We start from the raw sequence: 12,431 nt of genomic DNA, 5'->3' as shown, positions 1-12,431 counted from the left end.
TATCAAGGCAAATCCCCCAAGGAGGGCATGAAGGCCCTGCTTTCACGCGATCCACGGCCTGAGGCCGACTAATTTTTCCCATGGCTGATTCAAACGGTTACGAACTCCTCGACAGCGGCTCATTTCAAAAACTGGAGCGCTTTGGCAGCGTCGTGCTCTCACGGCCCTGCGCGCAGGCGGTCTGGCAGCAGACTCTTGCCAAGGCCGACTGGCAGAAAGTGACCGCCACCTTCTTCCGTGACGGCGGCAATCAATGGCGCGGTCGCGACAATCTCCCCGAGACATGGGGCATCGAGGTCGATGGCACGAAGTTCCTGCTCAGCTCGACCGATTTCGGCCACCTCGGCATCTTTCCCGAACAGCGCGACCAATGGCGGCGCATCCGCGAAGTCTGCACGGAATACGCCAAACGTCACAACCGCCCTGCACGCGTGCTCAATCTCTTCGCTTACTCCGGCGGCAGCACGCTGGCCGCTGCACTCGCTGGCGCGGAAGTGTGCCATGTGGATGCCTCCAAGGGCATGGTCGATTGGGCGCGCAAGAACGCCGCGCTCAATGGCCTCGAAGAAAAGCCCGTGCGCTGGATCGTGGACGATGTGACCAAGTTTCTGGAGCGTGAACTGCGCCGTGACCGGCAGTACGACCTGCTCATCCTTGACCCACCGAGCTATGGCCGTGGCGCAAAGGGGGAGGTCTTCAAAATCGAAAACGACCTGCCACCACTGCTCTCCTTGCTCGGCAAGCTCATGTCGCCACAGCCCCTCGGCGTACTGCTGTCCTGCCACACGCCGGAACTGACCCCCATTTCTCTGCATCACCTGCTCAAGCAGCAGTTTGGCCGCAATGGCGGCAAAGTGGAGCATGGTGAGATGCAGCTCCGTGGCGCAGCCGGAGTCCTGCCCCTCCCCAGCGGCAGCTTTGCATGGTGGCTGGGTGATTGAGCATTCGACATTCCACCTTCGTCGTTCGACACTTCCGCGATGCTTCCGTTTCTCCTTCGCCGCGCCTTCAGCAGCGTGATTGTGATCTTCTGCGTGATCTCGATCACGTTCGTGCTCGCACGGATCACGAAAGGAGGGCCGTTTGACAAGGAGAAGGAACCGCCGCCGCACATCAAGGAAGCGTTGCTCACGCGCTACAAGCTCAACGGTACCGTTTGGGACCAGTACACCGCCTACGTCGGTTCACTCGTGCGTTTTGACCTCGGCTTGTCCACCCGCTATCGAGACTGGCGTGTCTCGGAACTGCTGCAGCAGAAAATGCCAAATTCGTTCGCGCTTGGTACCCTTGCCTTCGTGATCGCGAGCTTTTCCGGTGTTTTTCTCGGCAGCCTTGCGGCGATGAAAAAAGACACCTGGATCGACCGCTCGGCGATGTTTGGCGCGCTGCTCTCCATTTCGATTCCTTCTTTCATCAGCGGGCCGTTTTTGATCGCCATCTTTGCGCTGTGGCTTGGCTGGTTGCCGGTCGGCGGCTGGGGTACGGCATCACAGATGATCCTGCCCGCGCTCTGCCTCGCCGCACCCTACATTGCCTACGTCGCTCGTTTGATGCGCAACAGCCTGCTCGATGTGTTGAAGAGCGACTTCCTGCGCACCGCCCGGGCCAAAGGCCTCACCGAAACACAGGCCGTTGCCAGACACGCCATCAAAGTGGCCATCCTGCCCGTCGTTACCTTTCTCGGCCCCCTCGCGGCACATCTGCTCACCGGTTCGATGATCGTCGAAAGTGTCTTCAACATCTCCGGGGCCGGCATGATCTTCGTGAATTCGATTCAGAACCGCGATGTCTTTCTTCTCGGCGGAGCCGTCATCGTTTACTGCGTGCTGCTCGTGCTTTTCAACCTGTTCGTGGACGTGATCTACACGCTGCTGGATAAACGCATCAAACTCTATGCCTGAGGTCGCCGCTCCAGCATCCATCGCCCGGCCTGACGGCTGGCAGGTCTTGAAGCGCAATCGCTCGGCGCTCATAGCGCTCGGCTTTCTCGCGGGCTTGTCGCTCATCGCGGTCGTCGTGCCAGTACTGCTGCCGGAGGAACTGAAACTCACCAGCAGCAATTCGTTTGTGCCGCCCTCGGCTGCGCATTTTCTGGGCACCGATGTGAACGGCCAGGACATGCTCTATCGCCTGCTTTCGGGTGCCCGTGTGTCTCTCGGCGTGGGCTTGGTTGGTGCACTGATCAGTCTCGTCATCGGCACACTCTACGGCATGATCAGCGGCTACGCAGGCGGGCGGATAGATGGCGTGATGATGCGCACCGTCGAAGTGCTGCAATCCGTTCCACGTATTTTGTTCATCATGATCCTCATCGCCGCGCTCGATGATTACGTGAAGGAGTGGATCGATGGCTGGCGTCTCAGCGCACAGGCGCGCAACTGGTCTGACCTGGCTAAAACAATCAGCGACGTGAAGCCCTACTCCAAGGTGCTGGTGATGATCGTGTCGCTGGGCCTCGTCGAATGGCTCACCATGGCGCGCATCGTGCGCGGCCAGGTGCTCGTGCTGCGGGAGATGACCTTTGTAACCGCATCGCGCGCGATGGGCCAGAGCCCTTGGGGCGTACTGCGTCGGCATCTGCTGCCCAACCTGAGCACCATCATCCTCACCTACCTCACGCTCACCATTCCTGCCGTCATCCTCGACGAATCCTTCCTCAGTTTCCTCGGTCTCGGCATCGAAGACCCCGCCGCCAGTTGGGGCTCACTTCTCAAAGACGGCGCGCAGGTCATCAACCCGCTCGAAAGCAAATGGTGGCTGCTCGTTTTCCCCGCCCTCCTCATGTCCGCCAGCCTCCTCGCACTCAACTTCCTCGGCGACGGCCTGCGCGATGCGTTTGATCCGAAGAGCGGGGAATAACTAGACGTACATTCAATGAAAACCCTGGGGTTCATCATTTTCGGCTTCTTCGGTATGGTCAGCTTTTCTTGGGCTGACACCAAGAGTGAAGAGTTCTACATCAGTCTGCTGCATAAGCTGCAGTACGTGGAGAAATATGAGGATCTAAAGGCGTTGATACCCAATTGTCCGCCCATGTCGTCTGATGGAGGCTATGACAACACCGAGGTTATTATCAAAACGAAGTTGTTTGGATTCGATGCCAAGGGTGAGTTCAACTTCCACAAAAATGTGTTGGTCTCACATGGATTCGAAATCATAACGCCTGGTTACAAAGAGGCGCATGACGTGTTCTTGAGGGCAGTTAAGATTCTAGATGGGCAGGTTGACGGCATTCATGCCGAAGCAGGACTGCCCTTTGGTCTCGATCATCAAGATGGTAGTGACGGGCCTCAGGATGAGCTCGCCATATATATCAAAGGAGATCATCAAAAGGCTTCGTTTAGTTTGTGGTTAAGTTTGAGAGGCAAATCTACGCGGGTGTCATGGGGCGCACAGAAAGTAACTGGATAGCAAAACGAATTGGCCCTTCAAAGATCAATGCGCCTGCAGCCAGTTCAAGCCCGTCCCCGCTTCGACTTCCACCGGTACACCTTCGAGTGGCAGGGCGTTCTTCATCGCATCTAAAATGATCGCTCGCGCCTGCTCGACTTCACTTTCGGGCATTTCGAAAAGCAGTTCATCGTGAACCTGGAGCAGCATGCGCGTTTGCAGGCCTGCTTTCGTCAGTGCGGCATCGACGTGGATCATGGCGAGCTTGATCATGTCCGCTGCGGTGCCTTGAATGGGAGTATTCATGGCCACACGTTCAGCGGCACCGCGCACGGTAGCGTTGCCACTGGCAATGTCGCGGATCGTGCGGCGACGACCGGTTAGGGTCTTGACGTAGCCCTGCTGCTTGGCCTCGACGATGATCTGCTCCATGAAACGTTTCACGCCAGGGAACTGCTTGAAATAGTTTTCGATGATCGTGGCAGCTTCACCGCGCGGAATGCCAAGACGCTGACTCAGGCCGAAGGCAGAAATGCCATAGATGATGCCGAAGTTTACCATCTTGGCCGTGCGGCGCATCTCGGGCAGCACGCCATCGAGTTCCACGCCATAAACACGTGCGGCGGTAGCCTGATGAATATCGAGACCATTGGCAAAGGCTTCGATCATGGCCTTGTCGCCGCTGAGCGCGGCCATGACACGGAGTTCGATCTGCGAGTAGTCGGCGCTCATCAGCACCCAGCCGTCGAAGCCGGGCACAAAGGCCTTGCGGATCTCGCGACCTAGGTCGGAGCGGATGGGGATGTTTTGCAGGTTCGGGTTGCTGCTCGCCATGCGACCCGTGGCGGCCATGAGTTGATGAAACGTAGTATGCACACGGCCTGTGACCTTTGAAACGGCATGTGGCAGCGCTTCGACGTAAGTGTTGTTGAGCTTGGTGACCTCCCGGTAGTCCAAGATGTCTTGAATGATGGGATGCAGGCCCATGAGGGACTGCAGCACCTGCTCGTTCGTCTGATACTGGCCGGTGGCGGTCTTCTTCGGTTTCTCACTGAGCTTAAGGCGGTCAAACAACACCTCACCGAGTTGCTTGGGGCTGTTGAGATTGAAGGGACCACCCGCGTTTTCCTGGATGCGCTTTTGCAACTCGGCCGCTTTTCTGTCGAGTTCGACGCCGTATTCGCGCAGCGCCTGCACGTCGATCTTCACACCGAAGTTTTCCATCTTCGTCAGCACCGGCAGCAAGGGGCATTCGACTGTGTCGAAGACATATTGCTGCTCCTTCAATTCGGATCGCATCTTTGCGGCAAGCTGCCACGTCACGTCCGCATCTTCGGCAGCATAGTCGGCCACCTTGCGGGCGTCTTCTGCCGCCACATCTGCCATGGTGGACTGACTGAAGAGGTCATTCTTCTCCGTACCGATGATAGCAGTGATAGGCACTGGAGTGTAGCGCAGATATGATTCCGCTAGGTAATCCATGCCGTGGCGCTGCTCGGGATCGATGAGCGAATGAGCGAGCATGGAATCAAAGAACGGCCCGACCACCTCGACACTATGCGCTAGCAGCACGCTGAGGTCGAATTTGAGATTGTGGCCAATTTTCTCGACGCCTTCACGGGTGAGCATGGCGCGGAATTCTTCCAGCACCGCATTTGCCGCAGCTTTCTCACGTGGAAAGTGCACGAACCATCCTTCATGCTCCTGCCACGAAAAGGCGATTCCCACGATCTGCGTATCGCGTGGATCAAGCCCTGTGGTTTCGAGATCGAAGCAGAAGGACTTCAGTGTGGCAAGCTGAGCGATGAGCTTCTGCCGATCTTCCACCGTCTGCACCAGATGATAGACATGCGGCGTGTCATCGATGGTGCTGAGCTTGGTAGGGACGGGGAGCGCTGGCGCGGCAAAGAGATCCTCCGGAGCAGACGAGGATTCACCTGGCTGGCTGGCAGCCTGTTCCGACTTCCGACTACGACCGGCCTTAAATTCATCACCGTAAAGGCGGCGACCCAGCGCATTGAATTCGAATTCGGTGAAGAAGGCCTTCAGAGCTTCATCGTTGTGCGCCTTGATGATGAGATCGGCGACTTCCGCCTCATACGGCGCATCATGGAAAATGGTGGCAAGCTTCTTGGACAGCAGTGCATCCTCCCTGCTGGCCTCGAGTTTTTCCTTCTGCTTGCCTTTGAGCTGCGCGGTATTGGCGATAAGATTCTCGACGCTTCCAAATTGCTGGATCAGCGCTGTGGCGGTCTTTTCGCCGAAGCCTTTCACACCGGGGATGTTGTCAACGGCATCGCCCATGAGCGCGAGAATGTCGATGACCTGCTCCGGCCGCTCGATGCCCCAGCGCTCGCAGACCTCCTTCACGCCGAGGATTTCCACCTCGCCGCCAGAGCGGCCCGGCTTGTAGATTTTGACGAGCTCGGAGACGAGTTGGCCGAAGTCTTTGTCCGGAGTAACCATGAAGGTTTCGATGCCTTCCTTCTCGGCACGTTTGGCCATGATGCCGATGATGTCGTCAGCCTCGTAGCCGTCATGGACGAGGATAGGCACGTTCATTGCCTCCATCAGGCGTTTGATCTGCGGGATGGCCATGCTGATGTCCTCCGGCATCTCTTCACGCTGCGCCTTGTAAGCAGGGAACATCTCATGGCGCGGCGTGGGCGCAGATGTGTCCAATGCGACGGCGAGATGCGTGGGCTGCTGGTTCTTGATGATATCCAGCAGCGTGTTGGCGAAGCCATACAGTGCGGACGTGTTCAAGCCATCGCTGGTGCGAATGGGGGCTTTGATGAAAGCAAAGTGTGCGCGGTAAAGCAGTGCGAAGCCGTCGAGGAGGAAGAGGCGTTGGGACATTTGCCCGCAGACTAAACAGCCCAGAGACCTGCGCAAATGAAGCTGCTCGGGGCGGGGCTCAGAATCGCGCAGCCATTTCTCCGCCTTATGCAAGACCAACTCATGGCACCAATGCAGTCAGGACTAGGAATGAATCAACATAGCGCGCGCCTTTTCGATCTCCGTCTCGCTGCCCAGCAGTAGCAGTGAATCCTCTGCATGGACTTCTTCGGAGACGCCGGGATTGATGATGCTCTCCCCCTGCCGCTCGATGCCGACGATGCTGGCGCCACTCAAGGTGCGAAGTTTGAGATCGGCGAGCAATTTTCCCACGACCGGAGAGCCGGTGGGCACCGTCACCGTCACCAAAGAGGCGTCCCGCAGCAGGGAGGGCAGGGCAGGGGCATTCGCATCATGGTGAGGGAGCGGAGCCTCATTGAGTGTCTCCTGCAGGGCGAACTGCGCCTTCGTATGGAGCTGGACAAAGGTGCGCCGTAGCAGGAAGGCGATGGCCACCAGCACCAGCACTAGGACGATAAGTAGATTCCGCGACGGCAGTACGGTCGTGCTTAGCACCAGCATGAATAGGAAGAGCCCGGCGCATCCGGCCAAAAAGATCACTGAGGACACGATGCCGCGCAGCCCCTGGGTGCGCTCGCCAGCCGCAGTATGGCTCACACTTATCTCGCTGACCATCATGCCGAAGGCCTGCCACTTGCGCACGATGGCAATGAGCATCGGCAGGCTAAGGATCATGGCGCTAAGCCAGAGCATGCCCTTGATGCCATCTGCTCCCCCTGGCACCTCGGGCCACCAGCGCCACACATGTTTCTTGAGAAAAATAGCGCCGATGAACACAGCAGCGATGAGCAGCAGATTCAGCGCGATCTGCCAGCCCCACTTGCGCAGAAACATGCCGGGCGTTTTCTTGTCGCTGGAGCCTGCCAGCTTGCCCACCCAGGTGGTGTAGGCGTCAAGAATTCGCGTGAGCGCCTTGGGCATTACTTTTTCCAGCCCTCGTGCGGCTGTGTCCGATCCTTTGATGAGATACGGAGTGGAGAGCGTCGTCAAAGCTGAAACCGCGACGACGATGGGATACAAAAACTCGCTGGTGACCTTTAAGGAGAGACCTAGGGCGGCGATGATGAACGAAAATTCGCCGATCTGCGCCAGTCCCATGCCGACGCGCATGGAGGTCCGCATGTCATTCCCCGCCACGTAGGTGCCGAAGCCGCAGGAGATCACCTTTCCTGCGATGACCACGAGGGCGATGATCAACACCGGACCGATGTGCTCAATGATCACATGGGGGTCAATGAGCAGGCCGATGGAAACGAAGAACACGGCGCTGAAGAGATCGCGCACCGGATGCATCAAGGTCTCGATATGGGCGATGTGGCGGGCCTCGGCAATGATGGCACCGATGAGGAAGGCTCCCAACGCCACGCTGTAGCCCATCTTCACTGCGAGCAGTGAGACGCCAAAGCAGAGGCCGATCACCGTGACGACGGTTGCCTCGTTGCTCTTAAACTTGGCGACCCAGTTTAGCAGACGCGGCACCACGATGAGTCCAGCAACGAGCAGGACGCCGAGGAATGCGGCCAGCGTTCCTACCGTTGCGGCCACATCGCCGATGGCCAGGGATCCCGTTGTGGCGAAGCCTGAGAGCATGGCAATCATGAGGATGGCCAGGATGTCCTCGACGATGAGAATGCCGAAGATCATCTGGGCAAAGCGCTCCTTGGTCTTTCCTAGCTCTTCCAGCGCCTTGATGATGATCGTGGTGGAGGAGATGGAAAGGATCGCTCCGAGAAACACGCTGTCCATGGTGGCCCAGCCGAATGCGCGGCCAATCTGGTAGCCAGCCCAGCTCATGAGAAGGATCTCAAAGAGGGCGCCCAGCAGCGCTGTGACACCCACCTTCGTGAGCTTCTTGAGGCTGAACTCCAGTCCCAGGGCAAACATCAGAAAGATGACCCCCAGCTCTGACAACGTCTCGATGTTATGCACATCATTGATCAGCAGGAACGGCGGCGTGTGTGGACCAATGATGACCCCTGCCAGAATATAGCCAAGCACGACAGGCTGCTTCATGCACCGAAACAACAGGCTGACCACTGCTGCGATGATCATGACAACGGCGAGGTCTTGGAGGAATACAACGTGGTGCATCAGATGTTAACATGTTAAGGGTGTTCTGCATGCCGCCCAAGACCATTCATGGACGCCTTTTCCATCTCCGCACGCCATCGTGCGGGACTGCTAATGCCAATTCGTTTCTCGCGGCATTTTGCGCCGGGCGAAAATCAAAAAACACCCATCAAAAAATGAGTCGGGCAATGAGAATGTAGAGTGGGGCAATGGCTAAGGCAGAGGGCTTTAACCTTGAGCTTCGGCCATTAAAAAGTGGCCAGCCAGTCCTGCTCCCCTGCGGTTTGTGAAATAGCCACGAGAGAGTCGCTACCCGCGCAAGCTTCGAAATTTACGCTGGATTCTGTCGATGCTATCTCAACGAAAAAACGACGCGCATTCGTGGAATTTGCCCGCTGTGCGTTTTGCGGATGAGAAGGGAAAAGAGGATTCGCAGCTTCGCTGCTCAAGTTCCTTGCAGCTTCGCCGCCTGATCTACGATGGATTTCGCGGCTTCCGTCTCGTCATTGACCACCTGCGTGGCACCGAGTCGTTTGAGGCGTTCGACATCAGAACTGAATCGCGCCCGCGCGAGGACCGCGATGTCGGGTCGGAGGGCGCGGATCAAGCCCAAGGCCTGCGCATTGACTGTGGCGTCGGGGAAGGTGAGGGCGACTAGGCGGGCGTTTTTAAGTCGCGTGAGCTCCCACGTTTCCTGGTGGCAGGCATCGGCGAAAAGCACGGTCTGGCCTTCGCGCTGCAGGCTGCGGGCGGTCTCCGCATTCAGCTCCACGATGAGAGTTTGCACGCCGGCATCGCGCAGGGCGTTGTTGAGTTTTTCACCGACGGGTCCATGACCGCAAATGATGGCGTGACCTGAGAGTCCAGCCACGCGCTGCCGGAGGCTGCCTGCGTCGAACTTCAACGGCTTGCCACGGCCCCAGCCCTTCTTCACTAGCCAGTCTCCAAGTGGGATGCCGAACTTGAGCAACGCCGGGAGCAGGCCCATGGAAAGCGCACTGGCCACGAGCAGCGTCTGCTGAGTGTCTTCGGACCATAACGCGGCAGAGCGTGTCTGCTGAAGCAGCACGAGGGAGAACTCACCAGCACTGCACAGGCCGATCCCCGCCATGAGCGCCTGCTTGTGGGCAAGGCCTAAACGACGTGCGATGGCCGTGATGATTCCCGCTTTGCTCAGCATGAGCGCCACCGTCAGCAGGCAAATGGGCAGCCACAGAACCATGGCAGACCTGACATCAATCATGAGGCCGACGGAAACAAAAAATAGCGTGAGGAAGAGATCTTTGAGAGGCATCACATCGGCCAGGATGCGGTGCTTGAAGATGGATTCACTGACAGCAAGTCCCGCGATAAACGCACCCATTGCGAGCCCGAGTCCCAGCAAACCGCCTACGAAAGCCAGTCCGACACAACTACCAATGACCGATAGCGTGAAAAGTTCACGGCTGCGTGTGCGCGTCACCGCGTTCAGCAGCCATGGGATCACCCATCGTGCTGCGACGCCCGCCAAAATAACAAAGGCACCGCCACGCAATGCCAGTGAGCCAAGCCGTGGCATCAATTCCGGGGCAACGCCTTCCTGTGGCAGCAGCAGCGGCAGGAACATGAAGAAGACGATGATGAAAAGGTCCTGAAAAATTGCCACGGCCAGCGCCATACGTGCACCGGGGCTGGCCTCCAGGCCCAGATCTTGAAAGCTCTTCAAACTGACCGCCGTGGAACTCATGGCCAGCGCGACGGACACAAGAACGGCCCCCTGCCAGGACATGGAAAGCACCGCGTACGAGCCTGCCGCCACCGCTGCTATGCAAAGCCCCATCTGCCAGCCACCGCCGACGAAGGCAAGCCGCCGCAGGAAGCGCAGCTCACCGAGTGAGAACTCCAACCCCAGGGTGAACATCAGCAGCACGACGCCGAATTCCGCCATCTGCGAAACTTGTTCGTGTGATTCACCACCGCCGAGAAGTCCCAGCACGCCGGAGTTCGCAATCAGCACGCCGCAGATAAAGTAGCCCGCCAGCATCGATTGCCGCAGTCGCAGCAGAAGCAGCGAAACCATGACCACACCCGCAAGCATCAGCGCCAGCAACGCAAACAGCGGCGGGATGGAGGCAGAGGCGATGACAGCGGCTTGAAGCATGCGAGTTTTTCCCTTCGCTGCTTAGGCGTGGCGGATCAAGTTATGATGCAGTTCCTGCGATTGAAACCTGTCATTCTGACCGCGTTGAAGAAATGATTTACCCGCGGAGAATGCAATCAGCCCTCCCGTCGTTCGTCACTGCTGAACTGGAGATGGTACAGCTTTTGATAGAGCGGGTTGCGGCTCAGCAATTCTGCATGTGTGCCACGGTCAAGAATGCGCCCCTGTTCCATGACAATGATCTGATCCGCCTGAAGAATCGTCGAAAGCCGATGGGCGATGGCAACCACCGTTTTACCCGCAGAAAGGTTGTGAATTGCATCCTGAATTATTTTTTCGCTCTCGGTGTCGAGTGCGGAGGTCGCTTCATCAAGCAGCAGGATCGGTGCATCGCGCAAAATGGCGCGGGCGATGGAGATGCGCTGCTTCTGTCCGCCGGAGAGATTGCAACCGCCTTCGCCGACGATGGCATCGTAGCCATTGCTGATCTGTTCGATGAACTCATGCGCATGCGCCTGTTTCGCGGCGGCGATAATTTCCGCCTCGGTGGCATCAAGGCGGCCATAGCGGATGTTTTCACGGACCGTGTCGTGAAACAGGAAGGTGTCCTGATTGACGATGCCTATATTGCCGCGCAGAGAACTCTGCGTGATGGAGCGGATATCGCGTCCGTCCAGCATGATCGAACCTTCGTCAGGGTCGTAAAAGCGTAGCATAAGGGAGAAGAGCGTGCTTTTGCCAGCGCCGCTGGGTCCGACAAGGGCGTAAAATTTGCCCGGGTCGAGATTGAGACTGATGCTCGTCACCGCTGGGGCCTCCTTTTTTTCGCCATTGCTTTCGCGATAGTAAAGGGCCGTGTTTTGGAATCCGATTTCACCGCGCGAACGTCCCGCATCCACCGCATCAGCTGCGTCGAGAATGTCAGGGGTGCGTTCAAGAAGTTCGAACACCATGCCTGCCGCGACGGTGGTTTTTTGCAGCATCATCTGCACACGGCTCAATTCCTTCACCGGTGGATAGATTTGTGTGAGGGCCATGACGAGCAGGAAGAAATTTTCCGCCTCTAGACCACGATCCCATGCATACACCAAGCCTGCTGCGATGCCCAGAGAGGCAATGGTCTCCACGCAGGGGCCGACAAATTCAACGGCTTTGGCCCAGCGTACCATGTTGCGAGTCATGCTGGCGTTGGTGCGTTCAAATCGCTGCTCGGCGTGCTTTTCGCCGGCATAGGCCTTGACCAGCCTGATTCCCGCGAAGGATTCCTGCATGGCCACCATCAGTTCTCTGGAATCATACTCCTCACGTGCACCGGTTTTGCGCACCTTTTTGCCAATGCGAATGATCGGCAGGAGGCAGGCCGGGAAGACGATGAGTGACATGAGTGTGAAAAGCCAGTCTTGGGCAAAGAGGACGACCAGAATGGAAATGATGGTCAAGGGACGCTGCGCAAGAATTTGAATCAGCTGCATGGCGTTGCGTTGAACCGTGGCAGTCTGGTTGGTGACCGTCTGCATCAGTTCGCCTGTTTTAGCGGAATTGAAAAAGACGGGTGACTGCCGCATCACGCAATGAAAGGCATCATTCCGAAGCTGATAGGCCACCTTGCTTGTCACCCACGCCTGCATGTAACTGGAAAGGTAACCAAAAAAGCCGCGGAGGAAGATCAGGACGGGAATGAAAGAGCAGGCAATGATGACACCCGTCAAACCAATCGGTGCGTCAGCGTCCAGCCCGAATATCTTTGCCATGTTGATTTCGCCGATCAATGGCAGTTCCGTACCCTCTCCCAAGGTGCGCATCTTGCCTTTTAAAACCAGTGAGAAGATCAACTGGAACCCAATCAGCATGAATCCGTTAAAGACTGCACTGAGCATCCCAAACAGGATACTCAATGCAAAACGGCCACGAT

General features: G+C 57.5%; 8 protein-coding genes. 4 read left to right on the top strand and 4 right to left on the bottom strand.

Annotation, left to right across the window (positions count from 1 at the left end; translation table 11 throughout):
• Positions 1 to 80 precede the first annotated feature (80 nt).
• From PSV43_RS23335 to PSV43_RS23320, 4 genes are read left to right on the top strand one after another with little or no spacing between them, the layout of a single operon-like run.
• Positions 81 to 941: a class I SAM-dependent methyltransferase gene (locus PSV43_RS23335; protein ID WP_300203437.1), complete on the top strand. Its 861-nt coding sequence runs from the start codon at positions 81 to 83 to the stop codon at positions 939 to 941.
• 39 nt (positions 942 to 980) lie between these two features.
• Complete coding sequence (locus PSV43_RS23330) at positions 981 to 1,901, top strand: ABC transporter permease (RefSeq protein ID WP_300203435.1); 921 nt, start codon at positions 981 to 983, stop codon at positions 1,899 to 1,901.
• Positions 1,894 to 2,859 carry an ABC transporter permease gene (locus PSV43_RS23325; protein WP_300203433.1) on the top strand — a complete coding sequence of 322 codons (966 nt, stop codon included), beginning with the start codon at positions 1,894 to 1,896 and terminating at the stop codon, positions 2,857 to 2,859. The genes PSV43_RS23330 and PSV43_RS23325 overlap by 8 nt, the downstream gene beginning before the upstream one ends.
• A gap of 15 nt (positions 2,860 to 2,874) precedes the next feature.
• The gene (locus PSV43_RS23320; RefSeq protein WP_300203431.1) at positions 2,875 to 3,411 is read left to right on the top strand and encodes a hypothetical protein; all 537 of its coding nucleotides are present in this window, start codon (positions 2,875 to 2,877) and stop codon (positions 3,409 to 3,411) included.
• Between the two features lie 24 nt (positions 3,412 to 3,435).
• On the opposite strand, the gene polA is transcribed toward PSV43_RS23320, so the two are convergent.
• The 4 genes from polA to PSV43_RS23300 all read right to left on the bottom strand — a co-directional run.
• Entirely contained in the window at positions 3,436 to 6,249 is a 2,814-nt protein-coding gene (polA, locus tag PSV43_RS23315; RefSeq protein ID WP_300203429.1) for a DNA polymerase I, read from the bottom strand.
• A 123-nt stretch (positions 6,250 to 6,372) separates the two neighbouring features.
• Positions 6,373 to 8,400 carry a cation:proton antiporter gene (locus tag PSV43_RS23310; RefSeq protein ID WP_300203427.1) on the bottom strand — a complete coding sequence of 676 codons (2,028 nt, stop codon included), beginning with the start codon at positions 8,398 to 8,400 and terminating at the stop codon, positions 6,373 to 6,375.
• Positions 8,401 to 8,824: 424 nt separating this feature from the next.
• On the bottom strand, positions 8,825 to 10,519 hold the full coding sequence (locus PSV43_RS23305) for a cation:proton antiporter (protein WP_300203425.1): 1,695 nt from the start codon (positions 10,517 to 10,519) through the stop codon (positions 8,825 to 8,827).
• Positions 10,520 to 10,635: 116 nt separating this feature from the next.
• The coding region (locus tag PSV43_RS23300; RefSeq protein ID WP_300203423.1) for an ABC transporter ATP-binding protein at positions 10,636 to 12,431 on the bottom strand (1,796 nt) is incomplete at its 5' end.

The organism is Prosthecobacter sp. (assembly GCF_029946185.1).
Taxonomy (GTDB): Bacteria; Verrucomicrobiota; Verrucomicrobiia; order Verrucomicrobiales; family Verrucomicrobiaceae; genus Prosthecobacter.
The sequence above is the reverse complement of the archived record's forward strand: the minus strand, read 5'-3'. Positions and strand labels throughout refer to the sequence as shown.

What these genes read in the sequence shown, in the direction of transcription:
- PSV43_RS23310 (WP_300203427.1), bottom strand. Translation starts at nt 8,400, where the DNA reads ATGCACCACGTTGTATTCCTCCAAGACCTCGCCGTTGTCATGATCATC.
- PSV43_RS23335 (WP_300203437.1), top strand. Translation starts at nt 81, where the DNA reads ATGGCTGATTCAAACGGTTACGAACTCCTCGACAGCGGCTCATTTCAA.
- PSV43_RS23305 (WP_300203425.1), bottom strand. Translation starts at nt 10,519, where the DNA reads ATGCTTCAAGCCGCTGTCATCGCCTCTGCCTCCATCCCGCCGCTGTTT.
- PSV43_RS23325 (WP_300203433.1), top strand. Translation starts at nt 1,894, where the DNA reads ATGCCTGAGGTCGCCGCTCCAGCATCCATCGCCCGGCCTGACGGCTGG.
- PSV43_RS23320 (WP_300203431.1), top strand. Translation starts at nt 2,875, where the DNA reads ATGAAAACCCTGGGGTTCATCATTTTCGGCTTCTTCGGTATGGTCAGC.
- polA (WP_300203429.1), bottom strand. Translation starts at nt 6,249, where the DNA reads ATGTCCCAACGCCTCTTCCTCCTCGACGGCTTCGCACTGCTTTACCGC.
- PSV43_RS23330 (WP_300203435.1), top strand. Translation starts at nt 981, where the DNA reads ATGCTTCCGTTTCTCCTTCGCCGCGCCTTCAGCAGCGTGATTGTGATC.